Origin of the sequence: Oscillibacter sp. (assembly GCF_040505565.1) — a bacterium.
GTDB lineage: Bacteria > Bacillota > Clostridia > Oscillospirales > Oscillospiraceae > Oscillibacter.
The window spans coordinates 64,359-90,359 of the sequence record NZ_JBEUWZ010000009.1 but is presented as its reverse complement, the minus strand read 5'-3'; the positions used below and the strand labels follow the sequence as shown (position 1 = coordinate 90,359).

23 protein-coding genes are annotated in these 26,001 nt (G+C 58.8%); 3 read left to right on the top strand and 20 right to left on the bottom strand.

Translation table 11 applies throughout. The features are described from left to right. Positions 1 to 4: 4 nt before the first annotated feature. The 17 genes from lepA to miaB all read right to left on the bottom strand — a co-directional run bounded on the left by lepA (position 5) and on the right by miaB (position 18,793). Positions 5 to 1,816, bottom strand: coding sequence for a translation elongation factor 4 (gene lepA / locus ABWQ15_RS03445; protein WP_353907430.1), 1,812 nt, complete (start codon positions 1,814 to 1,816; stop codon positions 5 to 7). A gap of 50 nt (positions 1,817 to 1,866) precedes the next feature. Then, a complete protein-coding gene (locus ABWQ15_RS03440) occupies positions 1,867 to 2,907 on the bottom strand; it encodes a hypothetical protein (protein WP_353907429.1) in 1,041 nt (346 codons plus the stop codon). A 10-nt stretch (positions 2,908 to 2,917) separates the two neighbouring features. Then, positions 2,918 to 4,354, bottom strand: coding sequence for an MBOAT family O-acyltransferase (locus ABWQ15_RS03435; protein WP_353907428.1), 1,437 nt, complete (start codon positions 4,352 to 4,354; stop codon positions 2,918 to 2,920). A gap of 5 nt (positions 4,355 to 4,359) precedes the next feature. Then, complete coding sequence (locus tag ABWQ15_RS03430) at positions 4,360 to 5,037, bottom strand: helix-turn-helix domain-containing protein (RefSeq protein ID WP_353907427.1); 678 nt, start codon at positions 5,035 to 5,037, stop codon at positions 4,360 to 4,362. A 98-nt stretch (positions 5,038 to 5,135) separates the two neighbouring features. After that, the gene (locus tag ABWQ15_RS03425; protein ID WP_353907426.1) at positions 5,136 to 6,020 is read right to left on the bottom strand and encodes an HAD family hydrolase; all 885 of its coding nucleotides are present in this window, start codon (positions 6,018 to 6,020) and stop codon (positions 5,136 to 5,138) included. A 127-nt stretch (positions 6,021 to 6,147) separates the two neighbouring features. After that, positions 6,148 to 6,981 (bottom strand): DivIVA domain-containing protein, encoded by an 834-nt coding sequence (locus ABWQ15_RS03420; protein WP_353907425.1) that lies wholly within the window; start codon positions 6,979 to 6,981, stop codon positions 6,148 to 6,150. A gap of 33 nt (positions 6,982 to 7,014) precedes the next feature. After that, positions 7,015 to 7,455, bottom strand: a complete 441-nt coding sequence (locus tag ABWQ15_RS03415) for a cell division protein SepF (protein WP_353907424.1) — start codon at positions 7,453 to 7,455, stop codon at positions 7,015 to 7,017. Next, entirely contained in the window at positions 7,452 to 8,168 is a 717-nt protein-coding gene (locus ABWQ15_RS03410) for a YggS family pyridoxal phosphate-dependent enzyme (protein WP_353907423.1), read from the bottom strand. The genes ABWQ15_RS03415 and ABWQ15_RS03410 overlap by 4 nt, the downstream gene beginning before the upstream one ends. Before the next feature lie 21 nt (positions 8,169 to 8,189). Then, the gene (locus tag ABWQ15_RS03405; RefSeq protein ID WP_353907422.1) at positions 8,190 to 9,494 is read right to left on the bottom strand and encodes a biotin/lipoyl attachment domain-containing protein; all 1,305 of its coding nucleotides are present in this window, start codon (positions 9,492 to 9,494) and stop codon (positions 8,190 to 8,192) included. 76 nt (positions 9,495 to 9,570) lie between these two features. Beyond that, a complete protein-coding gene (gene hfq, locus ABWQ15_RS03400; RefSeq protein ID WP_353907421.1) occupies positions 9,571 to 9,795 on the bottom strand; it encodes an RNA chaperone Hfq in 225 nt (74 codons plus the stop codon). A 58-nt stretch (positions 9,796 to 9,853) separates the two neighbouring features. Next, positions 9,854 to 10,798, bottom strand: a complete 945-nt coding sequence (gene miaA, locus ABWQ15_RS03395) for a tRNA (adenosine(37)-N6)-dimethylallyltransferase MiaA (RefSeq protein ID WP_353907420.1) — start codon at positions 10,796 to 10,798, stop codon at positions 9,854 to 9,856. Between the two features lie 17 nt (positions 10,799 to 10,815). Next, positions 10,816 to 10,965 carry a hypothetical protein gene (locus ABWQ15_RS03390; protein ID WP_353907419.1) on the bottom strand — a complete coding sequence of 50 codons (150 nt, stop codon included), beginning with the start codon at positions 10,963 to 10,965 and terminating at the stop codon, positions 10,816 to 10,818. 54 nt (positions 10,966 to 11,019) lie between these two features. Next, on the bottom strand, positions 11,020 to 13,095 hold the full coding sequence (gene mutL, locus ABWQ15_RS03385) for a DNA mismatch repair endonuclease MutL (RefSeq protein WP_353907418.1): 2,076 nt from the start codon (positions 13,093 to 13,095) through the stop codon (positions 11,020 to 11,022). Then, positions 13,096 to 13,806: a CPBP family intramembrane glutamic endopeptidase gene (locus ABWQ15_RS03380; RefSeq protein ID WP_353907417.1), complete on the bottom strand. Its 711-nt coding sequence runs from the start codon at positions 13,804 to 13,806 to the stop codon at positions 13,096 to 13,098. Between the two features lie 36 nt (positions 13,807 to 13,842). Continuing rightward, entirely contained in the window at positions 13,843 to 16,446 is a 2,604-nt protein-coding gene (mutS, locus tag ABWQ15_RS03375) for a DNA mismatch repair protein MutS (RefSeq protein ID WP_353907416.1), read from the bottom strand. Between the two features lie 49 nt (positions 16,447 to 16,495). Continuing rightward, positions 16,496 to 17,326: an MBL fold metallo-hydrolase gene (locus ABWQ15_RS03370; RefSeq protein WP_353907415.1), complete on the bottom strand. Its 831-nt coding sequence runs from the start codon at positions 17,324 to 17,326 to the stop codon at positions 16,496 to 16,498. A gap of 48 nt (positions 17,327 to 17,374) precedes the next feature. Continuing rightward, a complete protein-coding gene (gene miaB, locus ABWQ15_RS03365; protein ID WP_353907414.1) occupies positions 17,375 to 18,793 on the bottom strand; it encodes a tRNA (N6-isopentenyl adenosine(37)-C2)-methylthiotransferase MiaB in 1,419 nt (472 codons plus the stop codon). A 163-nt stretch (positions 18,794 to 18,956) separates the two neighbouring features. Here miaB and lspA point away from each other — a divergent pair, with 163 nt between their 5' ends. From lspA to ABWQ15_RS03350, 3 genes are read left to right on the top strand one after another with little or no spacing between them, the layout of a single operon-like run. Then, positions 18,957 to 19,451 carry a signal peptidase II gene (gene lspA, locus ABWQ15_RS03360; protein WP_353907413.1) on the top strand — a complete coding sequence of 165 codons (495 nt, stop codon included), beginning with the start codon at positions 18,957 to 18,959 and terminating at the stop codon, positions 19,449 to 19,451. Continuing rightward, a complete protein-coding gene (locus ABWQ15_RS03355; RefSeq protein ID WP_353907412.1) occupies positions 19,420 to 20,343 on the top strand; it encodes an RluA family pseudouridine synthase in 924 nt (307 codons plus the stop codon). Before lspA ends, ABWQ15_RS03355 begins: the two co-directional genes overlap by 32 nt. Before the next feature lie 29 nt (positions 20,344 to 20,372). Then, positions 20,373 to 21,482, top strand: coding sequence for a GGDEF domain-containing protein (locus ABWQ15_RS03350; RefSeq protein ID WP_353907411.1), 1,110 nt, complete (start codon positions 20,373 to 20,375; stop codon positions 21,480 to 21,482). 198 nt (positions 21,483 to 21,680) lie between these two features. On the opposite strand, the gene ileS is transcribed toward ABWQ15_RS03350, so the two are convergent. The 3 genes from ileS to ABWQ15_RS03335 all read right to left on the bottom strand — a co-directional run bounded on the left by ileS (position 21,681) and on the right by ABWQ15_RS03335 (position 26,000). After that, positions 21,681 to 24,494, bottom strand: coding sequence for an isoleucine--tRNA ligase (ileS, locus tag ABWQ15_RS03345; RefSeq protein WP_353907410.1), 2,814 nt, complete (start codon positions 24,492 to 24,494; stop codon positions 21,681 to 21,683). Positions 24,495 to 25,020: 526 nt separating this feature from the next. Next, on the bottom strand, positions 25,021 to 25,188 hold the full coding sequence (locus ABWQ15_RS03340; protein WP_353907409.1) for a hypothetical protein: 168 nt from the start codon (positions 25,186 to 25,188) through the stop codon (positions 25,021 to 25,023). 146 nt (positions 25,189 to 25,334) lie between these two features. Beyond that, entirely contained in the window at positions 25,335 to 26,000 is a 666-nt protein-coding gene (locus ABWQ15_RS03335) for a peptidoglycan recognition protein family protein (RefSeq protein ID WP_353907408.1), read from the bottom strand. Position 26,001 lies beyond the last annotated feature (1 nt).

Here is a 26,001-nt window from a genome sequence, read left to right as displayed (position 1 = left end):
GCGCTCATTCGTCCTCGTCCAGCTTGAGAACGGCCAGAAACGCCTCCGTCGGCACCTGAACGGTTCCCAGAGAGCGCATTTTTTTCTTGCCCTCCTTTTGCTTTTCCAGCAGCTTTTTTTTGCGGGTAATATCGCCGCCATAGCACTTGGCCAGCACGTCCTTACGCATGGCCTTGACGGTCTCCCGGGCAATGACGCGGCCGCCGATGGCCGCCTGAATCGGGATTTCAAAAAGCTGGCGGGGGATGTTGTCCTTCAGCTTTTCGCAAAGCCGCCGGGCGCGGGGATATGCCTTGTCCCTGTGGGCGATAAACGAGAGGGCGTCCACCTGATCGCCGTTGAGCAGCAGATCCACCTTTACCAACTCACTGGGCCGGTAGTCGGACAACTCATAGTCCAGCGAGGCGTATCCCTTGGTATTGGCCTTAAGGGTATCGAAAAAGTCATAGATAATCTCGTTGAGGGGCATCTGGTAGTGCAGCTCCACCAAGTTTGTGTCCAGATACTGCATGTCCTTGAACTCTCCCCGGCGGTTCTGGCACATGGGCATGATGTTCCCCACATACTCGTTGGGGCTGATAATGGAGACCTTTACATACGGTTCCTCCGCGCGCTCAATGGACGCCGGGTCGGGGTAGTTGTGGGGGTTATCCACGGTCACCACTTTACCGTCCGTCTTGGTGACGTGGTAGATGACGGAGGGGAGCGTGGTAACAAGGTCAAGATCGAATTCCCGCTCCAGTCGCTCCTGAATGACCTCCATGTGGAGCATCCCCAAAAAGCCGCAGCGGAAGCCAAACCCCAGCGCGGCGGAGGACTCCGGTTCAAAGGAGAGGGACGCGTCGTTCAGCTGGAGCTTTTCCAGCGCATCCCGCAGATCGGGGTACTTGGACCCGTCCTCCGTGTAAATGCCGCAATAGACCATGGCCTGGGCGGGACGATAGCCGGGCAGCGGCTCCGCCGCAGGTCTTTCCGCACCGGTAACGGTATCTCCCACCCGGGTATCCTGCACATTTTTGATACTGGCGGTGAAGTAGCCCACTTCGCCGGCCTCCAGCTCCTGACAAGGCTCCAGACCCAGCGGCAGCAGGTGTCCGCATTCCACCACGCCGTACACCGCGCCGGAGGCCATCATCTTTACCTGCATCCCCGGACGGACGAAGCCATCCATCAATCGCAGGTAGACGACGACGCCTCGATACGCGTCGTACTGGCTGTCAAAGATCAGGGCTTTCAGCGGCGCGGTCCGGTCTCCCTTTGGAGCGGGGATATTCTTCACCACGCTCTCCAGAACCGCGTCGATGTTGATTCCCATTTTTGCCGAGATCTCCGGCGCGTCCATGGCGGGCAGACCGATAATGTCCTCCACCTCGTGCTTGGCTTTCTGCGGATCGGCGGCTGGCAAATCAATTTTGTTGAACACGGGTAAAATTTCCAGGTCGTGTTCCATGGCAAGGTAGGTGTTGGCCAGTGTCTGGGCCTCCACACCCTGTGTGGAATCCACCACCAGCACCGCCCCCTCGCAGGCGGCAAGGGAACGGGAGACCTCGTAATTGAAGTCCACATGGCCCGGAGTGTCAATGAGGTTCAGCTCATAGACCTCCCCGTCGGCGGCTTTATAATTCAGCTTGACGGCGCGAGCCTTGATGGTGATGCCCCGCTCCCGCTCCAAATCCATGTTGTCCAGAATCTGGTTCTCCATCTCCCGGGCGGAGACGGCTTCGCATTTTTCAAGCAGACGGTCGGCCAGCGTGGATTTGCCGTGGTCGATATGGGCAATGATGGAAAAATTGCGGATATGGGATTGATCGGTCATATATTTAAAACCTCCCTGGCAAATTCACAAAGGACCCCTCTGCGGGTTTGTCACGCAAAAATTTTTTCGTAGTCGTAGTTTACCACAAACTTATGGAGCGCGTCCAGCCTTTGCCGGTAATTCTCTTCCGTGAGACGATACTCTCCGCCGGGCATGGCCTGAGCCATGGCGTAGGTCACCCGGCCGGCCATGTGAATATGGTCGGCATAGTTGTCCAAGTCGGTAATGACGTCCGTATCCGTCAAAAAGCACTGCAGGTCTACGTTCTCATAGGGCAGCAGTTCCTCCGCCGTGCGGCGCAGCAGGGCGAACATGGCGTCCGTCTCCCCCAGCCGCTGCATTTTGTCCCAATAGAGAATGCTGTACGGCGAGAGAAAGAAAATAAACTGCGTATCCGGGTGCCCTTCGACCCAGCTTTTCACCACAGAAAGATTTTCGTCGCAATCGTCCAGAAACGCGTCCGCGGGCAGCGGCTCCGCCGCAATCTCAGGCCGCTGATAGCTCGCGAGGGCCAGCTCCTTGCTGAAATAAATCGTTCCGTCCCACAAAAAGGCGTCCTGCAGCTTCTGCGTCTGACCCTGCGCCTTTTTCCAGACGGAGTAGGCCGAACGGATCAGCACGTCCTTGCTGAGCAGATACCGCCCGTCGTTCCACGGATTGTTGTCATAGAGGTAACCTGGCAGCTGGTCAGGCGCGTCCGCCGTGGGCCGGGCCAAAATGTTGGGGTCAAGGCCGAAGATCACCCGCTTTACATCCTGCTCTTCAAAGGCGTAGTCCAGCGCCTGGGTAAATTCGTGGAACCCGCCGTTGGGAAAGGTCACCTTTACGGTGGAGGTGTCATAAAACACGTCAAACCAGAAGGGACGGTAGTTGGCCGCCAGCGACGTTCCCATCAGCACCGTCTCATAGCTCTGGCTGCGAAGCAGTCCGGCGTTTTGATACCGTTCGTCAAACCAGACTTCCCCGTTCGGGTCTGGGTGCCGGTAGTGAAAAAACGGATCAATCGCCCGGACCGTCCCGGCGCACAGGGACAAAATTGCCAGAAAGCCCGCCAGAAGCCCCACGGCCCAGCGTTTTTTCGTCTTGTTCAAAGTGTCCTCCTCAGAAATTCGCATAGATAAACGTGGCAACCCCGGAAAACGACAGCGTCGCCCCGGCCAGCAGCATACCGCACACCGCACACCGTCCGACAGTCGAACGGAAGGTATCCATCCGGCGAATCGTATTTCCCGGCTTCAAAGCCGCAGCCAGCGCAATGAGATATACCGCCGCCAGAAGTAAAAACCCAGCCCTTCCGTTGAGGCCCAACACGTTCAGCGCCTCCGCCTCCGAGGAAAGCAGCCCCTCTGTCATCCAGAGAGGAACACCCCCGCCGCCGGTAAATGCCGCCTGCAAGACCGTCCCTGCCGCCGTCAGAGACGGTGACCGGAAAAGCACCCACGCCAGATTGACAAACAGGAACGTTCCCGCCCAGCGAAGCGCGGCAGGCAGACGGGTCAGCCGTGTTCCCGCGGCCCGCTCTCCCACCTGCGCAAGGCCGTGGAGCAGTCCCCACGCAAGAAACGTCCAGCCCGCGCCGTGCCAAAAGCCGCTGATCAGGAATACCAGCAGGATATTCCGATACGTCCGAATCTGGCCCTGTCTGCTGCCCCCCAGCGGAAAGTACAGGCACTCCCGCAAAAATGTGGTCAGGGTGATGTGCCATCGCTTCCAGAACTCCCCCACGCTCAGTGAGCGGTAAGGTGAATCAAAGTTGACCGGAAGACGGACGCCCAGAAGACGGGCGACACCCGTCGCAATGTCACAGTAACCCGAAAAATCAAAGTACAATTGCAGGGTATAGCCCAAAATCACCAGCCACGCCGCCGGAGCGGTGAGCTGGTCCAAATGCCGGTAGCCATTGTTCACCACCGCGCCCAAGGAGTCCGCCAGCAGCACTTTTTTTGCCATACCGAAGGAAATGGCATACAGTCCCGCCGCCCGGTCGTCCCAGTCGGGGTGCAGGAACTTCTCGCCCTTTATTTGAGGAAAAAACGCACCGGGGCGCAGGATAGGGCCGGAGGACACCGTGGGGAAAAACAGGCAGAACAGCGTGAAGGTATCCCCGTCGATCCGCTCCAGCGCCGCCGGGGACAGCTCTCCGGTCCGGATTTCCTTCAAAAACCAGAGCTGCTGAAAGGTAAAAAAGCTCAGGCCCAAAGGCGCCCATCCCGGCGACACGGCCCCGCCGGTAAAAAAGCCCAGATACTTGAAACACAGCAGCACCGCAATGTGCCACGCCGCCACCAGGTTCAGCGCCATCCGCCGCCGGGACTCCCTTTTTCCGGAGAGCCAATACCGCGCGGCGCCGAACGTAACGCCCCCGCCCGCCAGCAGAACGCTAAAGCCCCACCGGGCATACTCCCCCAGCCCCCACAGGTAAAATACCGCGGAAGCCAATATCAGCAGCGCGATTCCGGTGCTGCGGCTTTTCGCCAGGGGACAGAGGACCGCTGTCAGCGTCAAAAACAGCAGAAATGCCAGAGACTGAAATCCCATTCCTTTTACTCTTTCATGAGGCCCGCGGTCTTTGCGTCCGCACTATGGAGCACCTGGGTGATGCATTGGCCACTGCCGGGATAGTTTTTGCCCAGTGCCTCGCCGGTGATCTCCGGGAACGGGTTTCCCTGCGCCCGCAGAGTTTCCAGAACGCGAACGTACCGAGCCTCGGCCAGCTTCATCGCGGCGGCGGGAAGCCCCATAGAAACCAGCTCCGCCGGAGTGGAGAACATGGCCTCGTTCCCGCCGCCGGCGCGATACAAACGGCGGAACAGAACGTAGATCGCCCCATTCAGCATTTGGGCCGCCTCGTTGACGGCGGCCTTGTCGTTCAGCTTTCCCAGAAGGTCAAACAGGACGCTCACCGCGCCGGAGATCAGCTTGGACTGAAGCGTTGCCAGCACGCTGCCCCGCAGAATATTTCCCTGATCCGCCATATTCAAAATATCATTGTCGGTCAGCGCACCCCCCTCACGGGACAGGGTTCGACCCAAAATAAAATCCGCCGACACGTGATAGTACTCGCAGGCCCGGACCACAAACGCCAGCCCCGGCTCTCGGATGCCGTTTTCATAATGGCTCAGCAGCGCTTGGGAGATGCCCAGATCTCCCGCCGCCGTCCGCTGGGAGACTCCCCGCTCCTGCCGCAGGAGGGACAGCGTCCTTGAAAATTCCGTATTCATTGTTTCTCTCTCCTTCGCGTTGTTTCGTGCAAAATTACACGCTGTATAGTTTATCAGAAACTATACAGCGTGTAAAGCGATTCCGCAAAAATTCTTCCTTAAAACAAACTGGACTGATCCGGCAACTCACTGCGTCCAACCGCGTGCAGCTGCTGCGCGTTCTCCTCTGTCAGCCGATCTGTGATGGCCATGCGGCGCAGAATATTCTTCACCGTCTCGTCCAGTGCCGTTCCCCGGGAGTAATCCGCTGGGAAGATGAAGTCCACCCGACCCTTGGCCAACAGGTCCTCCACTCCGGCGCGATTGGATTCCTGATACACGGCGATGGCCTGTCCGCCGTAGGCCCGCATCATCTTCATACAGGGTACGTCCGAAAGGCCGTCCCCCATGTAGATCATGCTGGTAAAAGGGACACGCTTACTGTCGTCGGGCATGGAGGCATTCAGGTCCCGGTCATTGGATACATCCAGAACGCCCTTGTTGATGCGGTAGACGAACTGGGTCTTGGCGGTAAAATTAACCGCCAGCTTGGGCCAGACAGGCTTTCCCGTCTCGTCATAGTAAAACTCGCTGGCGTAAATCTCCTTAAACTCCCGGCTGATGGCGCTGCCCTCGATGATCTCTCGCAGGCCGGAGGAAATCACATAGTGCTCCACCTGAACGCCTTGCTCCTCACCATATGCGTTTACCCGGGCAAACCAGTCCCGTACGCCTGGAAACAGCACAATTCCCCTGCCCTTTTCCACCAAATCCGCCCGGGAGAAGGGCAGGTTCTTCCGCTCCGCCTCCCGGAGCATGGTATACATATAAGCCAGAATGCCGTCAATACGGTTTTCCCGTCCGAAGCCGTTGGCCTCCGCCCAAAACTCCGCCGGGGTCATGCCGAGACTGGGGATGAAGGCGTAATCCTGCATATCGGTGGTGCAGAGAGTCTTGTCAAAGTCGTAAAGAAACGCCACAATGGGCGGGTCGTTCCGATTCATGGAGATTCCTCCCTTCCGCAGACGCGGAGAGTAAAAAAGCGGCCCTGACGGGCCGCTTCAGACGGTCAAAATGTCCCGCGGACTTTTTGACCGTCTCCTTAACGCCGTGGTTTTGCTCTCAGAGGCTTCAATTGGGCCGATTGTAGTTTCGTCCAAATTTCAGCTCGTCCAGCTCAATCTTCCGGGTGGGCTCGTCCGCCATAGGAACAAAGGGATTTCCCTCAGGATAGGGAAATTCGTCGCTCTGTTTGGGTGCCACCGTGGGCTGGGAGGGTTGTTTCTCCTGCTGAGGAGAGCTCTCCGCCGCAGGCTGGACCGGCGGGGGCTGGCCTTCCGCAGCCTGAGCCGGGTCGGACTCGGGGGCAAACGCTGCCACCGCAGCGGGGACCTCCTGCCGGAAGGAACTCAGTATCTTTGCCTCAATCTCCTTGGCGGGGACATCCGGCCCCGGCGCTGTCGGGGCATCCACGGGTGCCTGAGGGAGCTGGTCCAAAAACTGCATCTCCTGCTGGCAGACGGCGCGCACCTTTTCCGCAAAGGACGCTATCTCCCGCTGACCCATGCGCAGGCGGTCCTGGGCATCCTCCGCCTCCCGGCGCAGGGCGCCGATCTTCTCCTGAGCCTGTACTTCCGCGTCGTGCAGCAGCTGGTCCCGCTTGGCCTCCGCCTCCCGGACAATGGAATCCGCCATCTTCTGGGCGGTCAGAAGCGTGGCCCGCATGGAATCCTCGGTGGCGCGATAATCCTCCACCTTCTCCACCAAGACCTTCATCTTCGCCTTCAACGCCGCGTTTTCCTTATAGAGCGCGGTATAATCGTCGGTCAGCTCGTCCAGAAATTCGTCCACCATGGCCATATTGTAGCCGCCCATGACGGCCTTTGTAAACGCGTGGCCGGAGACCTCCTGCGGTGTCAGCAATGCAAATACCCCCTCCGCGTCCACGGGGGACGCCGGTTTCAAAAAATTTTCTCTCCCGGCGGATGCCGGGCGGCCTTAGAAATAGAGGCCGTTGTTTTCCAACTCGTCGATCAGATCGCCCTCGATATCTACGTGATAGGGCGTAATAATGTATGTATTTGCGGCAACTTTTTTGATTTTGCCCTCTCCGGCATAGGCAACACCGGACAGAAAGTCGATTAGTCTCCGCGCCACATCCTTGTTGGTGGACTCCAGATTCAGCACCACGGTCCGCTTGTCCTTCAGGTGATCCGCAATCTCAGAGGCGTTTTCAAACCGTTCCGGCTTCACCAAAACGACCTTCAGCTGGGTGGTGGCGTGGATGTTCACCACCTTGTTGTGGCGATCCTCCGCGCGGGCGGGTTTGCGGTCGTCAAACAAGCTCTCCTTCCGGGTCGGCTCTTCAAAATCGTCGTATTCCTCATCCTCATCCTCGTAGGGGTGGGTCCACTTTTTCAGTTCATCCAAAAGGCTCATACTGTTCCCTCCTGATTTGCGGCGGGGTACGCCCGGTGTCCGAAAATGGCCGTTCCCACACGGACCATAGTGGCTCCGGCACGGATGGCGTCGGGATAGTCGCCGCTCATTCCCATCGACAATATATCGAATTTATTATCATACAGTTTTTGGTTTATGTCAACATAAAGCCTGCTTACTTTTTGAAAATTTGTAAGATTTCCCCCAGGGGCCGTCTCAATGGGAGGCACGGTCATCAGTCCCCGGAGACGGACATGGGTCAGTGTCTTTGCCCGGGCGGCAGCGGCGAACACCTCCTCGGGAGTATAGCCGCTCTTGGCATCCTCTCCGCCCACGTTCACCTCCAGCAGAATGTCCTGAACGATACCCAGCTTTTCCGCCTGCTTTTCAATCTCGTCCAGCAGCGGGTCGGACCCCACGGACTGAATCAGCGCCGCCTTTCCCACCACCTGCTTGACCTTGTTGCGCTGCAAGTGACCGATGAAGTAAAGCGGCGCGCCGTCATAGGCGTTTTCAGCCAGCTTCTCCGTCATTTCCTGAACACGGTTTTCCCCCAGAGCGTCAACTCCGGCGGCAATGGCCTCCCGGCAGGCGGCGGCGTCGTTCATCTTGCTGGCACCTACCAGTGTGATCTCCGCCGGGTCCCGCCCGGCGGCCTTTGCCGCCTCCGCAATTTTCACCCGAACGGCCTCAATATTCTCCCTGATCGGCATAACAACTGACTTCCTTTCTCCTTATCCGGCATAGCTAACCACCGCGCCGTCCGTCAGTCCTCCCGCGGACAAAATGACCTCGTCGCCGGGGCGGAGCGTGGTCTCTCCCGTCCCCTGAGCACGCACCAGCGCGTATTCGCCGTCGGCGGACCATAGCACCTTCACCGGTTTGAACCGGGCCTCCACACCCACGATGCAGTAGACTCCTGCGCTGCCGTTTTCGTCCACCCGGATGGCCTGCTGGGGTACCCGAATTCCGGAGACGGAGGACCGGACGATATCAGCGGACTGCTGACGCAGAAGCGTCAGCTGGGCCAGATACGTGCGCCCGCGGAACACCACGACCACTCTTCCGTTTTCCTCCGCACCGACAGACTGGACGGTCACGCTCAGATCCCGGTCCACCCCCTTGGCAAATCGGAGCTTTTCCGACGCCCCCTCGGTGAACGACTTTGCGTCGTCGGCGGAGAGACTAACCACAAAATACCACGTGTCTCCCAACACCAGCTTTCCAAGGTCGCTGGAAGCGCCGGAGGGCTGCAGGCTGCTGAGGTCAGAGGGAGTCAGAGTATCCACCGTGTCCGGCGTCAGTACTGTTTCATACCCGTCCACCACGGCGGAATACAGGCCCGCCTTTGGCGCTGTGACCGTCCGGGTGGAACCGGCGGACTGGGCTTTCAGCGTGCTCAGCTGACTTTGGATATTTGCCGTCTGCGCTTTCAGATCCTCCGCATCCGTATAAGTATAGTCCCGGCGAAGCACCAGCGCCTCCAGATCCGCCACGCTGTCCGACGCCGTATCCAACCGATCCGACGCCACGGCCCGGCGCATCGCGACCAGTTTTTCCGCAATCTGGCTGTCCATCTTGAGCGCCGCCTCGCTGGCGGAGGCGGCCTCCGACGCGTAGTTCAGCTGATCCAGCTGGGTCTGGAGCTTGTCAATCTCCGTCTGACGGTCCAAGGATGCCTGATCGGAATAAATCTGCGCCACCTTGCCGCCTGCGGAGACCCGTTCCCCCTCCGACCGGTTCAGCCGCAGGAGCTTGCCGCCGGAATCTTCCATTACCAGCTCGTTGCGCACTACGAAACCGGTGACGGAAATCGTATCCTCCACCTGATAGGTATAAGCCACCGCGGAAATCAGCGGGTCTGCATAAGAGGTGTAGACCTGGATGCCAAAATAGGTCAGCACCGCAAGGCAGATAAGGGCCGTCAGAGCCTTGGTCCCCAGGGACCCGTTTTTCTTCTTCGGGTCTTCTTGAGCGGGAACGCCCTCCGGTATTGCATCCCGGGCGGATTCAATTTTCGGAGCGTTTCTTTTCTTCATAAGTACCTTCTGCGTTTCGCGCCTTTGCGTGCGGCGGGGCGATGTGCTTCCGCCCCGCCGCGGTTTTACCGTAAGCTTATTCTTCGTTCAGGTCCACCGCCCGCACGGGCGCGATGGTGGAGATCGCGTGTTTGTAAATAATCTGCTGTTTTCCCTCAGAGTCCAGCACCACCACAAAGGAGTCGAACCCCGTGATAATACCCCGCATTTGGAAGCCGTTCATCAAAAACAATGTGGCGGGGACCCGATCCCGCCGGGCCTTGGTGAGAAAAACATCCTGAAGATTTGCCTTGCTCTGCATATGTATCCGCTCCTTTTCTTTTTTGAAGCGGACGCGAATCTCTCTGTCCGCTTTGGACTTAGGATAAGCCCTCCGCAGAGAGGATTTCAGTCGAAATCTGCAAGGCCCGGGCAAAATCCCGGTTTTTTTCCCATTCGATCCAATGGATGTCAGAATCCCGCCGCAGCCAGGTCAACTGCCGCTTGGCGTACTGCCGGGAGCGGAGCTTTACCTCCTCCACGGCCTCCGCCTCAGTCTTCTCCCCCGCCAGCACACCGGCAAATTCCTTGTATCCGATGGCCTGCAAGGCCGTGGCTCCTTGGGGAAGGTCCCGGTTCAAAAGCGAGCGCACCTCGTCCAAAAGACCCGCCGCCACCATGGCGTCCACCCGGCGGTCAATCAGGGCCTTCATATCCTCCCGGTTCGCAAACTGCAATCCGATTTTCACCGAGGCAAATTTAGGCGGCAGCGCCCGCTCCGCCGCGTCGTGGGCGGAGATGGTCTGTCCCGTCTCCCGGAAAACCTCCAGCGCCCGGAGAATGCGCTTTACGTCGGCGGGGTGTAGTTTTTCGGCGGCGACCGGGTCCACCCGGCGCAGCTCCTCCAAAAGAGGGCCGATGCCGTCTTGCTCCAACCGGGCCTCCAGTTCCGTCCGGACAGCGCCCCCCGCCATGCCGGGGGCAAAGCCGTGTCCCCGCAGGAGGAAATCCAGCCACAGTCCGGTGCCTCCCACCAGAACAGGACGTCTGCCCCGGGCCAAAATATCCTCTACTACCGGCGTGGCAACGGAGACGTACCGGGCGGCGGACCAGTTCTCCGCCGGGTCCGCCACCGCCAGCATGTGGTGTGGAACCCCCTCCATCTCCGCCGGTGTGGCGGCGGCGGTGCCGATGTCCATGCCCCGATAGATCTGCATGGAGTCGCAGGAAACTACTTCCCCGTTGTATGTTTGGGCCAGCAGAACGCCCAGTCTCGTTTTTCCGCAGGCCGTGGGGCCCACGACGCAGACAATTTTCGGAGCCATGTTTCCTCCCGGATTCTTCAAATGTTATAGTCCTTGAAAAAATATCCGGCAATCACCGCCACCAGGCCGAAAATGCCGACTACGAAGCCAATAAAGTTATTCAGTGAAAGCACGATGCCGCACAGCAGAATCCCAATCCCCAGCAACTGCGTCTTGATTCCCCTCACCGGTCCATCCCCCTTTGATTGGTAAGTCTAAAGCAAGTGATGCCAGCACCGATGTCACGCCCGCTTAAACATCTTCTCCAATTCGTACTTGGATAGTTTCACCTTCACGGGCCGTCCGTGGGGGCAGTATTGAACCTCACCGGACTGCACCTTATCCACCAGCGCCCTCAGCTCGCTCTCGTCACTGTCCCAGCCCGCCTTGATGGCGGCCTTGCAGGCAATGGTGTGCAGCAGGTTCTGGCGCTTTTCCGTTAGGCTGCGGCCAGCTCGCAGATTTTCCGCCAGCTCCTCCAGCGTGGCGGCAATGTCCGAAGCATCCAGATCCGCCGGGACCTCACGCACCAGCACCGCGTCCCCAAAGTCTTCGCAGGCAAAGCCCAAAGAGTCCAGCAGGGGCAGATTCTCCAGCAGTAGGGCACAATCCTCCCGTGAAAGCTCGGCTGCCGCAGGACGCAGCAATGTCTGCCGCATGGGCGGCTGGGTCTCGGACATCAAACGGTCGAAGTTGATCCGTTCGTGGGCGGCGTGCTTGTCGATGAGCCAGACGTTCTGGTTCTCGTCTTCGCAGATGATATAGGTCTTCAGCACCTCTCCCGCGATGCGCCAGGGGGCCGCGCGGCCCGACTCCGTCACCCGCTCGCCCGGCAGCGTCAGGGATGCCTGCTCCATGGGGATGGCCGGTACAAAGGGCTTTCCCGCCGGAGGCGGCGTCTCCGCAGTCATTGGAATGGGTGGAGCCTCCACGGGCCACTCTGCTTCGGCAGAGCGCGGGGGCTCCGGTTCCGCAGCCCGGGGCGTTTCCCAAAAATCAATCCGGGTCTCAGGCGCGGGGACTTGCACCGTATGAGACGGCGCGTACGCAAACGTCTGCCGTACGCCGTCCGCTACCCGCGCGGCGGCGGGCCGCTCCGTATTCCATCCGGCGGGGGCGGCAGGCTCCGCCGCCGGTTTCCAAGCCGGGACTGCGGAGGGGGGCAAGGGCTTGCAATCCCTCTGATACTTTTCACTGCCGGATAATGCACTTTGGCGGAAGGTCTTGGCGTCCATGGTCTGATAGAAGTCCTGCCGGGGATTTTTCACCGTCTCCGGCTTCGGCGTCTCCGCCTGCGGCAGACCATCTGCGGCCAAGCTGTCCAGCACGGTGTGGTACACCGCATCGAACACCTCCCGTTCCCGGGCAAACTTTACCGTGGTCTTGGCCGGATGGACATTCACATCCACCTCCGTCACCGGCAGATCCAGCTTCAGCACACAGCCCGGAAATTTCCCCTTCATCAGCTGGTTGCGGTAGCCCTCCTCCAGGGCGGCGGTCAGCAGCTGGGACTTGATAAACCTTCCGTTGACAAAAAATATCTGCATTCCCCGGGACCCCCGGCCACAGAGGGGTTTTGTCACAAAACCGGAAACGCCGGCGTCGCCGCCCCGACCATCCACCGGCGTCAAGGTCCGGGCAAAGTCCCGGCCAAGCGCGGCGTAGATTGCGGACTCCAGTTTCCCGTCGCCTGGAGTGTGGAGTGCCTCAGCGCCGTCTTTGATCAATTTGAAGGAGATTTCAGGATGACTCAGAGCCAGATGCTGCATGAGCCCATTCACCGCCGCCGTCTCCGCGCTGTCTTTCTTCATAAACTTGAGCCGGGCAGGCGTGTTATAAAACAGGTCGCGGACACAGATCGTGGTCCCCTCCGGCACGCCCGCCGCCAGTACTTCCTCCGGCACGCCGCCCTCCAGATGAAGGCAGGCTCCAGTCTGACCCAGGCGGCAGGTGGAGATGTCCACCCGGCTGACTGCGGCGATGGCCGCTAGCGCCTCGCCTCGAAAGCCCAGCGTCCCAATCTTTCCCAGGTCCTCCGCGCAGCGCAGCTTGCTGGTTGCGTGGCGCAAAAACGCGGTGGGCAGTTCCTCGGGCACAATTCCGCAGCCGTCGTCCGTCACGCGGATGAGGCGCATCCCGCCGTTTTGAATCTCCACCGCCACGGCGGACGCGCCGGCGTCCACGGCATTTTCCACCAGTTCCTTGACAACGCTGGCAGGCCGCTCCACCACCTCGCCGGCGGCGATCAGGTCGGCCACGTGGGAATCCAGTTGTTGAATGTGGGGCATGGTCATATGGATCGCCTTTCTAAATTCCACTCAAAAATGCAGCGCCAGCACGCTCAGCGCATTAGCCGCCGCGTGAAGTCCGATGGAGGTCCACAGCGTCCCGGAATGGTCGTAAGCCCAGGCCAGAACCACCCCCGGCACCAGATACTGGACCATCAGCCAAAAATAAGTGACGTCGTGGCTCCCCCAGGCATACTGCCAGACATGAAGAAACGCAAATAAGAGGCAGCTGACAAGATATGCCACCGCCCGGCTGCGGCTCCGCAGGCCGCCAAAGACAAGGCCTCGGAACAGAACTTCCTCCACAAACGGGGCCAGCAGGAGCACAATGATCAGTGTGGTGCGGGGCGCGGCATCGATCTGGGCGCTGATAGACACGTCGTTCAGGTTTGTCTGATTGTCCATCAGCGCGTGGGTCAGGCGATACGCCAGTTCATTGAGTCCGTATAAAGCAATCAGGCCCGCGGCCAAAGTCTTCGCGGCCGAAAATAAATTGTCCGCAAGGCTTTTGGACGTACGGGCCAGCAGACCGTGAAAAATAATGACGGTGACGGCGAAAATTACGTAGTAGTAGATCGTGTTTTGCAGTCCGCTGCTGATATTCACATCCAAAAGGACGCTGATGAGCCGGAACAGCGGGTCCGTGGCAAAGGGAAGGACCAGAAGGTAAATCACAAAAAAAATCGTGCCGCCGACCAGCTCGCCGGAGGAGAGGTGCGCGCTCGTTCGCTGCTTTGCCATGCTCTTTCTCCTTTTCTTGTTCCGCGTCGGGCTTGTTCAGGACAGCTTCTGTTTCAGCTCATAAAGTAGGCCCATTGCCTCAATGGGCGTCAGCGTATCCGGCTGGCACCGCCGCAGCGCGTCCAGCACCTCGCCCTCCCGAACGGCGTCCAGAGAGACCTGCTCCCCCTCCCGCCGGGGCTGCACATACTGGACGCCGTTTTCATTTTCCAGCTGCTCCAGCACGGCCCGGGCCCGGGTCACCACCTTGTCCGGAAGGCCCGCAAGCTTTGCGACCTCAATGCCGTAGCTTCGGTCGGCGCCGCCGGGGACGATTTTACGCAGAAAGATGATATCCTCGCCCCGGGTCTTCACGGCAATATTATAGTTGACTGTCCCGGGCAGAGTGTTCTCCAGCTCCGTCAGTTCATGATAATGCGTTGCAAACAGCGTTTTGGCGCCAAGCTTTTTGGGGTCCGCGCAGTGCTCCACCACTGCCCGGGCGATGGACATGCCGTCAAAGGTGGAGGTGCCGCGCCCGATCTCATCCAGAATCAAAAGGCTCTTCTTTGTGGCGTGGCGGAGGATATCCGCAACCTCGGTCATCTCTACCATAAAGGTGGACTGTCCCGCCGCCAGATCGTCGCTGGCGCCGATCCGGGTAAAAATGCGGTCCACCACGCCGATATGGGCGGCGGCAGCGGGGACGAAGGAGCCGATCTGGGCCAGCAGCACAATCAGAGCCACCTGACGCATATAGGTGGATTTACCCGCCATGTTGGGGCCGGTGATGATGGCCACCCGCTGCTCCTTTTCGCCCATGAACGTGTCGTTGGGAACAAACAGGCTGTCCTTCAAAACCCGCTCCACCACCGGGTGCCGTCCTGCGGTGATTTCGATGACGCCGGACTCGTCCACATCGGGCCGGCAGTATCCGTCCCGCACGGCCACCGCCGCCAAAGACCCCAGCGCGTCGATCTCCGCCAGAGCGGAGGCGGTGCGCTGAATGCGGGGGGCCTGGGCCACGATTTTTTCCCGGATCTTGGTGAACAGCTGGTATTCCAGCGCCACGGCCCGTTCTGAGGCAGTCAGGATCTCGTGCTCCAGATCTTTCAGCTCCTGGGTGATGTACCGCTCGCCGTTCACTGTGGTCTGCTTGCGGACATAGCCCTCCGGGACCTTGTCGATCATGGACTTGCTGACCTCGATGTAGTATCCGAACACCTTGTTGAAGCCCACCTTCAGCGTCCGGATGCCGGTCTTTTCCTTCTCCTGAGCCTCGATGTCTGCAAGGAGGCCCTTGCCGCCGTCCATCACACTCCGGAGACGGTCCACCTCGGCGTCGTACCCCTCCTTGATGAAGCCGCCCTCCCGGACGGAAAACGGCGGCTCGTCGCAGACGGCGGAGGAGATCAGTTCCCCGACGTCCTGCAAAAGATCCATCTGGTCAGTCAGTTCCTTCATCCGCCGGTCGGAAAAAGCGGCCAGCTGGCCCGCAATGGCGGGCAGCTTTTCGATGGCGGACCGCAGCGCCGCCAGATCCCGGCCACCGGCAGTTCCGTAAGTAATCCGTCCAATGAGCCGCTCCAGATCGCCAAGTCCGCTCATGGCGGCGCTCAGCTCTTCGCGCCCAATCGTATTGTCCACCAGCGCCGCCACCGCGGAATTTCGCTTGTTGATGGCGGTGATAGAAAGAAGCGGCCGTTCCAGCCAGCCACGCAGACGCCGGCCTCCCATGGAGGTCTTTGTCTTGTCCAGCACCCATAAAAGGCTCCCCCGCCGCTCCTTATTCCGCAAAGTCTCCGTCAGCTCCAGATTTCTCCGCGCAGTCAGGTCCAGTTCCATAAACCGGCCCTGTTCATAGTAGTCCAGCTTATTGATGTGACTCAGATCCGTCTTCTGGGTCTCGTAGAGATACTTTAAAAGTCCGCCCAGTGCCATTCCCGCCGCCGGATTGTCCGCGGGAAGGCTCTCCCATCCCGCACCGCCGAACTGGGCGCGGATGCTTTTTTCCGCCTCAACCGGGAGAAAACGGCCCTCGCCGCCGTTTTCCATCCGGCAGTGAAATTTCTCCCGTAAGGCCTCCCTTAGCCGCTCCTCTGCGTCGGCTCCATCGTTCAACACCGCCTCGACGGGGGAGAACCGGCCCAGCTCGTTGATGATGTGCTCCAGCCGGTCCCGGCCGGAAAAGGAGGTGACATGGGTCTCGCCGGTGGACATATCGCAGAAGGCGGCCCCGGCGTTTTGGGAGTCGAGATAGATCCCGCACAGAAAGTTGCCCGACTTCTCGTCCAGGCACGCCGCGTCGATCACCGTCCCCGGCGTCACCACCCGGATAATGTCCCGGTCCACCAATCCCTTTGCCGTGGCGGGGTCTTCCATCTGCTCGCAGATGGCCACCTTATAGCCCTTGGCGATGAGGCGGGCAATATAGGCGTCACTGGAGTGGTAGGGAATGCCGCACATGGGCACCCGGTCCTCCGGGGCCTTGTTGGGGTCCTTGTCCCGGCTGGTCAGGGTCAGGTCCAGCTCCCTTGATGCCGTCCGCGCATCGGTATCAAACATCTCATAGAAGTCCCCCAGCCGGAAAAACAGGATGGAATCCGGGTTTTGCTCCTTGATTTTCAGATATTGCTTCATCATGGGGGTCAGTTCCGCCATGGGAGGGTCACCTCATTCTCTTTCTAGCTGGCAGCTTCCGCGCCCGGCATCAGATTTCTACGGTCCCACCGCCGGTCATATGGTGCAGCCGATCGCCCATCTGGGCTTTCAGGATAGCGAACGCATCCGGCCCGGTGCAGTGGCCGGTGTAGTAGACCGTGTCCCGACGCGCCAGCAGCTCGCGGCCAACGGCCTCCACCAACTCCCGAGGTTCCGTCTCCCCTGTACCGGGATTATGCAGGTGAAACCCTGCGAACACCGCGTCCGGCGCCCGTCCAAGCAGTTCCTCCGCCCGGCGCAGGATATTCACGATGCCCCGGTGGGAACAGCCCGCCAGCAAAACCGTCTTGTCACCCTCGCAGATCAGCAGATTCTGCTCGTGGCGGAATTCGTCCATGGGGTATTCCTCTCCCCGCTTTTCTTTCAGCTTATCGTTGGCATGGGAGCGGTAATCCGCCGTTTTGACATTGGAAAAGAGCCGCAGCTCCCCGTCGATCTTCAGCTCGTCCCCTGTGAGCGTCAGACGGTCTTCATAGGCCTTGACCTCCTCCGGAACGCCGATAAATACGGGCGTCTTCCCCGCGTCCATCGCGTAGTACGGCCCGAAGGCCAGACGGCTCAGGTAGACCTTCGCGGTTTTGTTGCAAGCAAGGAACGCGGCAAGGCCGCCGGAATGGTCGTCGTGCCCGTGAGACAGCACCGCGATGTCCACGGCGGCAAGGTCCACGCCCAGAGTCCGGGCGTTGTCCACAATTGCGGGACTGGGACCCATATCAAACAAAATTTTATGATTCTTCGTCTCAATGTACTGGCTTAGTCCATGGGCGTGAACCACGTCGGCGCGGCAGGAGGTATTCTCCAGCAAGGTCGTAATTTTCATAGGAATGGCTCCTTTCTATAATTGCGGTGTCCTTCCGCCTTGCAAAAGTCAGTCCGTGACCGCCTCGCCATACAGCGCCCATGTATTGCTGTGGGTAATCCGCACATTCGTGAACCGGCCGATCAGGGCCTTGTCCCCCTTCAGGCGGACCAGCCGGTTCCCCTCCGTCCGGGCAGACAGCGGCCAGTCGGAGTCGTCGCTCTCCCCGTCCACCAGCACCCGCTCCGTCTTGCCGACGTAAGCGGCATGGGCGGCGGCTGACCTGGCGTTTTGCACCTCCAGCAGTCGATCAAACCACTTTTGTTTTTCGGACCGGGGCGCCGGGTCCGGCAGCGCCGCCGCTTTTGTCCCGGGCCGGGGACTGTAAATAAACGTAAACAGAGCGGCGAACCCCACCTCATCCACCAAAGACACTGTGTCCATGGCCTCCGCCTCCGTTTCTCCGGGAAAGCCGATGATGACGTCGCTGGTGATCACCAGTCCCGGCATTTTGGCTTTGGCGTAATTGATCTCCTCCAAATACTGCGCCCGGGTGTAGTGCCGGTTCATCTCTCCCAGCACCCGGTCGTTGCCGGACTGGAAGGGAAGATGAAGCTGCTTTGCCACATGCCCACACCGGGCCATGGTGTCAAACAGCTTGTGCGTCGCGTCCTTGGGGTGGCTGGACATAAATCGGATGAGATAGTCCCCGGGAATCAGGTCGATATCGCTGAGCAAATCCGCAAAATCGTATCCGCCGCCCAGATCGTTTCCATAGGAATTCACGTTCTGGCCCAGCAGGGTAATATCCTTGTACCCGGAATCCACCAGCTCCCGGACCTCCGCCAGCACCGCATCACGATCCCGGCTGCGCTCCCGGCCCCGGACATAGGGCACAATGCAGTACGAACAGAAGTTGTTGCACCCGTACATGATGGAGACCCAGGCCTTCACGCCCGCCTCCCGCACGGTGGGAATGCCCTCAGCGATGCTGCCGTGCTCGTCGGCCACGGAGAAGACCCGCTTGTGGGACTCGTACACCTGCCATAAAAGCTCCGGGAATTTCCACAGGGCATGAGGGCCGAACACCAGATCCACATGGCGATAGGATTCCTTCACCCGGCTGGAGACCCGCTCCTCCTGCGCCATGCAGCCGCACAGACAGATCACCTGCTCCGGATTCTCTTTTTTCGTGTGGGTCAGCGCTCCAAGGTTGCCGAACACCCGCTGCTCCGCATGTTCCCGGACGGCACAAGTGTTGAGAATAACCAGATCGGCCTCCTTCGGTTCCTGCGTAAAGGAAAAGCCCATTTCCTGAAGCATTCCCATCAGCCTTTGCCCGTCGGCCACGTTTTGCTGGCACCCAAAGGTGTCCACACAGGCCACGGGATGGGCCTGCCGCGCGGCAAACATGGTGCGAACCCGTTGCGTAAAGTCCCGCTGTCGGGCAATATTCTCCGGGGCAATCAAGACGTCTTTGCGTTCCAAGAGCAAATCCTCCAAAACCTGATAAATATCAACATTTAACTAAAGCAGTTTATCACAAAAGCTAAAAAAGCACAAGGCGGAAGTTGCTTTTTCAACGGATATGGGGTAGGATAAGAAAAACATATTTAAAAGAATTTAGCGCAAAATGTGTACGGAGGTCCTTATGCTCTATCTGATCGTCGGCGTCGGACTGCTGGCCGCGGACCAGTGGGTAAAATACTGGGTGGTGACTCATCTGGAGCCGGGCGGCTTCACGCCGTTGATTCCCGGCTTTGTTGAGCTGTTCCGCGTCCACAATTACGGTGCGGCATGGTCCAGCTTTTCCGGTATGCGGTGGCTGCTGCTGGCGGTCACCTGCGCGATCGTCTTGGCGGTGTCCTATGCCGTGGTGAAGAAAATCGTCCGCCACCCAATGGGTCTGGCCGCCGCCACACTGATTATCTCCGGCGGACTTGGCAACATCATCGACCGGGCGCGGCTGGGATATGTGGTGGACATGTTTAATTTTCAGTTTATGAGCTATCCTGTATTCAATGTGGCGGATATGTGCATCGTTTCGGGAGCGATTCTGGGCGCGATCTATTACCTCTGGTTCTATGAAAAGTACGACAAAAGGGGAACTGCCCATGGAAACGCTGACATTACGGGCAAGTCCTGAAAATGCCGCCCGGCTGGACGCGTTCCTTGCCGCGCAGGCGGAGGGCCTGACCCGTTCCGCCGCCGCCCGCCTCATTGAGGAGGGCCGGGTGCTGGTAGACGGCAGACGGCCCGTTAAAAGCCACCGTCTCACTGGCGGTGAGACCGTGGCGGTGGAGCTTCCCGATCCTGAGCCCACCGAGGTCTGTCCGCAGGACATCCCGTTGGACGTGGTGTACGAGGACGACGACGTGATCGTGGTAAACAAGCCCAAGGGACTGGTGGTTCATCCGGCGCCCGGCCATCCCGACGGCACACTGGTAAACGCCCTTCTGCACCACTGCGGGAGCTCCCTCTCCGGCATTGGCGGGGTCCTGCGCCCCGGCATTGTTCACCGCATCGATCGGGACACCTCCGGACTCATCATTGCGGCAAAAAACGATTTCGCCCACCAGAAGCTGGCGGCGCAGCTTCTGGACCACACGCTGGCACGGACCTACGAGTGCATCGTGGCGGGAAATCTCAAAGAGGGTTCCGGTACGGTGGATGCCCCCATCGGCCGCTGCGCCGCAGACCGGAAGAAGCAGGCGGTGGTTCCGGATGGGCGCCGGGCGGTGACCCACTGGGAGGTCGTCGCCCGCTATCCGGGCTTTACCCATGTGCGCTGTCGTCTGGAGACAGGGCGTACGCATCAGATCCGTGTTCATATGGCCTACCTAGGCCATCCAATTTTAGGCGATACGGTATACGGCGCAAAAAAGCCCGTCCCCGGACTTCAGGGGCAGTGTCTCCACGCTGTGGGCCTGAGGTTCATTCATCCCCGTACCGGGAAACCTGTGGAGCTTTCCTGTCCGCTGCCGGAGGAGTTTTGCCGACAGCTGCACAGGCTTGGGACAGGACAGCAGCCGTTTTAAAAGTAAATTTGGAACATTGGGGAAGCGTCATGAAGGGCATGCTTGAAAACTTAAAAAGATGGTGCTACGGCGGGCAGGATCGCACCTTTTTCGCGGCGCAGCAGCAGGCGATCCACGCATACAATTGCAAAATGATAAACGGTCTGCTCCCGCTGATGACGGTCATCCTCGCCTGCTATCTGGTTCTCAGCGTGGCCATGCCGTCTTTATCTCCATATAGCCCTGTTTATTTGGTCTATTTCATCATCCTGATTCTTATGTCCGTTTTCTTTGAGATAAAGGGGCGCCGAAGCATTTCTTGTACCAGGTTTCTGATTTGGTTGTTTTTCGTGCTGATCTACAGCTTTGTCACTCTGATCGGCACGGCCTTTGGTCCCGATACCCCCGCGGTGATGTTTATCGTTTTTCTGCTGACCATGCCAATGCTGATCATCGCTCCCGTGCATCATACGTACACCCTTTTGTCTGTCGCTCTCGTTGCCTTTTCGATTGCCGCCGTCCGCTTCAAAACTCCGCTCTATGCACAAATGGACATGATCCACGGCATCACCTGCCTGGTCCTCGGCTTTTTTCTGTGTCAGCGCGTTCTTGAAAGCCGGATCTCCCTGCTTGCTTCCAACGAACAGCTCAGCAGGCTCAGCAAGTATGACGCGCTCACCGAGCTTCCCAACCGCCGCGGCCTGGATGAGTTTGTGCAGCAGGCTTATCCCGCATGCGAGGCCTTGACGCTGGCGATGATTGACGTTGACAACTTCAAGGAATACAATGATACCCTTGGGCATCAATGCGGGGATGCTGCACTGACAGCCGTGGCAAAAACCATCCAGCAGCACACTGCGGAAAGCGGGTTCTTTGCCGCAAGATTCGGCGGCGAAGAGTTCGTCCTGATCGGCACAGGGTGCTCAGCCGCCAATCTGGAGACGCAGCTTGAGACGATTCGCGCCGACATATGCAGTCAGAAGTTCCTCTGTCAAAACCACCTCGCCGACCGCCTCACCGTCAGCATCGGTTTTGCTCGAAAAAAGCCCGGAGAGGAATTCAGCGATCTTTTTAAGCGGGCGGACGATGCGCTTTACCTTGCAAAGGATGCGGGAAAAAACTGCGTGAGAACCAGTCCCGATTCTCCTCCGCAGGAGTGAGCGCCTCGCGCGGTATCTTTTGCGGCCGCTGCATACCGGTACAGTCTGTTTTACCAGCAAAACAACAAAAGGTGAAAGCTCCCGAATCGGGAGCTTTCACCTTTTTACTTCTCTTTGAATATGCGGGGCTACAAGCCGGTTTTTCCGCGCTTTGTCCCGCATTTCCAGCTAACCCGGCATTTTAAACCAAAAACCGGGTCAAAACTGAGGCAGCTTGGAAACGACATCGGCGCAGCGGGGGCAAAGAGTGGGATGGTTGGGGTCCTCTCCCACCTTGGGAGATTGCATCCAGCACCGTTCGCATTTGGCTCCATTAGCCTCGCTGACCTCAACGGTCAATCCCGGGAAATTGCTTCCCTTTCCAACGGTGGACTCCGCCGCGGGTTCGGCGGTAGTTATATTGCAGTCGGATACGATAAACACCTCGGCAAGGCTGACGCCGATCGTGGAAAGCAGCGCCTGTGCCGCCGCGTCGTCGTCGGCGTGGAGAGAGACATGGGCCTCCAGTGCCTTACCGATTTTCTTGTCGGCCCGAGCGGCTTCCAAAACCGCGTTCACATCGTCCCGCATCCGGATAATCGTATCCCACTTCTCCATAGCCTTGTCATTCAAAGCATAATCTGCGTAGGGCCGGTTCATTTCGTTGAGAAGCACGTTGCGGCCATCGTCCCCGGAGCGATGGGTCATGGCCTGCCAGATCTCGTCGCAAGTAAAAGCCAAAATAGGAGCCATCAGCTTCGTCATCGTATCCAGAATCAGGAACAGCGCGGTCTGAGCGCTGCGGCGGCGTCTTCCGTCCGCCTCCTCGCAGTACAGCCGATCCTTGATAATGTCCAGATAGAAATTGGAGAGCTCCACCACGCAGAAGTCGTTGACGGCGTGGGTCACCACCAGAAACTCATAGTCGTCATAGGCCTTCAGGCACTTTTCCGCCAGTGCGTTCAGCCGGGTGACAGCCCAGCGGTCCAACTCCTCCATCTCGCCCGCAGGGACCAGATCGTCGGGGTTGAAGCCGTCCAGATTGCCCAGGCAGTACCGGGCGGTATTGCGGAACTTCAGATAATTCTGGCTCAACTGCTTGAAAATCTCGTCGGAGCAGCGGACGTCCACATGGTAGTCGGCGGAAGCCGCCCACAAGCGCAGCAGGTCCGCGCCGTATTTATTGAAGATCTCGGCGGGATCCATGCCGTTGCCCAGAGATTTGTGCATGGCCTTGCCCTCGCCGTCCACGGTCCAGCCGTGGGTAACACACTCCTTGAAGGGCGCGCCCCGGCCCAGAGCGCCCACACCCACCAGCAGCGAGGACTGGAACCAGCCGCGATACTGATCGAGACCCTCCAGATACATGGTGGCGGGCCAGAAGTTCTGGGTCCGCTGCATGGAGGCAAAATGGGTGGAGCCGGAGTCAAACCAGCCGTCCAGGGTGTCCTCCTCCTTGGTGTAGCCCTCTGCCGCACCGCAGTGGGGGCACTTGAACCCGGTGGGCAGCAGTTCCTCAGCCTCCTTGGCGAACCATGCGTTGGAGCCCTCCTTCTCAAAAACAGAGGCGATGGACTCAATGGACTCGTCCGTCACGACGGGCTTGCCGCAGTGCTTGCAGTACACCACCGGAATGGGCAGGCCCCACTTTCTCTGGCGGGAGATACACCAGTCGGTGCGCTCGCGGACCATGGACTTGATGCGCTCCAGACCCCACTCCGGCACCCAGCGCACATCCTCGCAGGCGGCGCAGGCCTCATCCTTGAAGGAGTCCACGGAGCAGAACCACTGAGGGGTGGCACGGAAGATGATGGGTCCCTTGCAGCGCCAGCAGTGGGGATAGCTGTGGACGATGTTCTCGCTGGCGAAGAGGCTTCCCGCCTCTTTCATGTCATTGAGGATGACGGGGTTGGACTCATCCGTTTTCATGCCGGCATATTTTCCGGCATAATCCGTGTGGCGGCCCTGGTCGTCCACAGGCACCACCATGTCCATGCCGTACCGGCGGCAGGTCTCATAGTCGTCCGCGCCGAAGCCGGGGGCCGTGTGGACGCAGCCGGTACCGGAATCCATGGTGACATAGTCCGCCAGCAGCAGACGGCTGGTCTTATCCAGGAAGGGATGCTGAGCCAGCATGTTTTCAAAAAACGCGCCGGGGTGGGTCTCCACGATCTCATATTCGCCAAAGCCGCCGATCTTCATGACCTTGTCGGTCAGGGCCTCAGCCATGATATAGACCTCGCCGTTGGGGGCTTTTACAAGGGCATAGCTCTCCTCAGGGTGCAAAGCGATGGCAAGGTTTCCCGGCAGCGTCCAGATGGTGGTGGTCCAGATCACGAAAAAGAGCTTGCTGTGGTCAAAATTGCCCAGCTTGCCGCCGTCGTCCTTCATGGGGAATTTCACATACACGGTGGTGCAGGGGTCATCCTGATACTCGATCTCCGCCTCAGCCAAAGCCGTCTCGTCGCGGGGGCACCAGTACACGGGCTTGAGGCCCTTGTAGATATAGCCCTTCTTATACATTTTGCCAAAAACGCGTACCTCCCCGGCTTCAAATTCGGGGTCCATGGTCTTGTAGGGGTGCTCCCAGTCGCCGACAACGCCCATACGCTTGAATCCATTGCGCTGCACGTCGATATAATGGTCCGCGAACTCATGGCAGGCGGAGCGGAACTCGGGGACGCTCATGGACTTGCGGTCCAGTTTGTTCTGCTTGATGATAGCGGACTCGATGGGCATACCATGGTTATCCCAGCCGGGGATATAGGGGGTATAGTAGCCCCGCATGGCGTAGGACCTGGTAATAAAGTCCTTGAGCGCCTTGTTCAGCGCGTGGCCCATATGGAGATCACCGTTGGAAAACGGAGGGCCGTCGTGGAGGTTGAACAGAGGTTTGCCTTCATTCTTTTTCAAAAGCTCGTTGTAAAGGTCCTGGTCCTCCCAGCGCTTGAGCATCTCCGGCTCCCGCTTGGGCAGTCCCGCCCGCATAGGGAAGTCGGTCTTAGGCAGATTGATCGTTTTGTTATAATCCATAATTTCAAGTCCTCCTAAATATCTAAATAGTCAGTTGAAAAACAGTAGTTTTGCCGTATCTGTGGGTCCATAATCGCGTGCTCTTTCAAACAAAATAAAAAACGCTTTGTCTCCTAAGAGACAAAGCGTTTTTGTAAACACTCTGCGGTACCACTCTCGTTGCCTTTCCCTCGCGAGGAAAAGCCGCTCACAGCCTGCGATCACAGGCCGACGGGATAACGTCCGTCACTCGTCCACGCTTACTCGCGTCGTCTTTCAGCAGGAGGCTCCAAGGTGATTTTCAGGTCCCCTCCGCTGACCGCCCTTCCACCAAAACGGGCCGCTCTCTGTGCAGGGGTCGGGTCTTACTCGTCCTTTTCCACGCCGGATATTGAATTTCTTATTATCCTATACCCGGATAAGCCGGTTTGTCAAGATGGAAATTTTCGCCGTTATCCGAAAGCAGTCCTTCCGTTGAGAAAGGCAGTGCAATGCGCGCGCTTTGGCCTTCCGGGCCGAAGCGCGGGATATGGAGTTTGTCCCTGCGCTATTGGTAACGGTAGTGCTGTCCCGTATATTCGTCCACACAAGACAAAAACATCTCCCGGCTGCGAAATTCGATGGGCCGGAAGCCCTCCGCCTCGTGAAAAGAGACGATGCGGTTCACAGTATCGACCCAGACGCGCCAGAGCGCAGCATTTCTTGTGGTTTCCATAGGAGAACTCCCCTCTTGCTATTTACGGCAGCACCCCGCAATCGCGGCCACCGCCCTGCACACACAAATTTTCCCGGCGGAATTCCCACTTTGCCGCCGTTATTCCACTAAGACGTTTTTGGATGAAAAAAAGTTTCCATCCCTCTCTAATTTTTTTGCGCCGCTTGTGCCTTCTGAGCCGTTATGGCCTCGTCCACATCCTTCAGCAGCTGCTGCCACGCGTCCTCGTGCTCCACGTAATATTTCGGACAATCCTTGCCGGACACATCGTAATGCCTCATAACGTCGGCAGTGGTCAGATTGAAGGTATCACACAGCCACGCCGTCAGCTCCACCACCCGGTCATAGGTCACGGGGGAAAACTGCCCCGTCTCGTCTGGATGACAAACCTCAATGGAGACCGTATCCACGTTGCGGCTGTTCGAGGCATAGGCCCACTCCGTCAGTGGAATGCACTGAATCACCTCGCCATCAAGACCCACGATAAAGTGGGCGCTGGCGTAGATCCCTTCCGTCCCGTCCTGCAGGCTCTCAAAATAATTGCGGTTGGCCTCCGCGGTGGTTCCGGGGTTCCCCACGTAGTGAATCACCACACCCTTGATGCTTTCCAATTCCGTGCCAGGGCGGGACCAGGGGTTCTTAGTCAGCAGGTCCTTCGTCACATAGTCCGGCAGTTTCACGTTTTCTCCGGGCAGACCGCAGAAAAGCATCCTCCAGACGCAAAAGCCCCCGGCGGCGATCACAAGGACCGCCGCCAGACACAACCCGATGAAACGGGGATTCATGCGCCGTTTTTTCTCTTTGTAAGCCATG

Coding starts and splice junctions, on each gene's coding strand:
- lepA (WP_353907430.1), bottom strand. CDS start 1,816: ATGACCGATCAATCCCATATCCGCAATTTTTCCATCATTGCCCATATC.
- ABWQ15_RS03435 (WP_353907428.1), bottom strand. CDS start 4,354: ATGGGATTTCAGTCTCTGGCATTTCTGCTGTTTTTGACGCTGACAGCG.
- ABWQ15_RS03430 (WP_353907427.1), bottom strand. CDS start 5,037: ATGAATACGGAATTTTCAAGGACGCTGTCCCTCCTGCGGCAGGAGCGG.
- ABWQ15_RS03425 (WP_353907426.1), bottom strand. CDS start 6,020: ATGAATCGGAACGACCCGCCCATTGTGGCGTTTCTTTACGACTTTGAC.
- ABWQ15_RS03415 (WP_353907424.1), bottom strand. CDS start 7,455: ATGAGCCTTTTGGATGAACTGAAAAAGTGGACCCACCCCTACGAGGAT.
- ABWQ15_RS03410 (WP_353907423.1), bottom strand. CDS start 8,168: ATGCCGATCAGGGAGAATATTGAGGCCGTTCGGGTGAAAATTGCGGAG.
- ABWQ15_RS03405 (WP_353907422.1), bottom strand. CDS start 9,494: ATGAAGAAAAGAAACGCTCCGAAAATTGAATCCGCCCGGGATGCAATA.
- hfq (WP_353907421.1), bottom strand. CDS start 9,795: ATGCAGAGCAAGGCAAATCTTCAGGATGTTTTTCTCACCAAGGCCCGG.
- miaA (WP_353907420.1), bottom strand. CDS start 10,798: ATGGCTCCGAAAATTGTCTGCGTCGTGGGCCCCACGGCCTGCGGAAAA.
- ABWQ15_RS03380 (WP_353907417.1), bottom strand. CDS start 13,806: ATGGCAAAGCAGCGAACGAGCGCGCACCTCTCCTCCGGCGAGCTGGTC.
- mutS (WP_353907416.1), bottom strand. CDS start 16,446: ATGGCGGAACTGACCCCCATGATGAAGCAATATCTGAAAATCAAGGAG.
- ABWQ15_RS03370 (WP_353907415.1), bottom strand. CDS start 17,326: ATGAAAATTACGACCTTGCTGGAGAATACCTCCTGCCGCGCCGACGTG.
- lspA (WP_353907413.1), top strand. CDS start 18,957: ATGCTCTATCTGATCGTCGGCGTCGGACTGCTGGCCGCGGACCAGTGG.
- ABWQ15_RS03355 (WP_353907412.1), top strand. CDS start 19,420: ATGGAAACGCTGACATTACGGGCAAGTCCTGAAAATGCCGCCCGGCTG.
- ABWQ15_RS03350 (WP_353907411.1), top strand. CDS start 20,373: ATGAAGGGCATGCTTGAAAACTTAAAAAGATGGTGCTACGGCGGGCAG.
- ileS (WP_353907410.1), bottom strand. CDS start 24,494: ATGGATTATAACAAAACGATCAATCTGCCTAAGACCGACTTCCCTATG.
- ABWQ15_RS03340 (WP_353907409.1), bottom strand. CDS start 25,188: ATGGAAACCACAAGAAATGCTGCGCTCTGGCGCGTCTGGGTCGATACT.
- ABWQ15_RS03335 (WP_353907408.1), bottom strand. CDS start 26,000: ATGGCTTACAAAGAGAAAAAACGGCGCATGAATCCCCGTTTCATCGGG.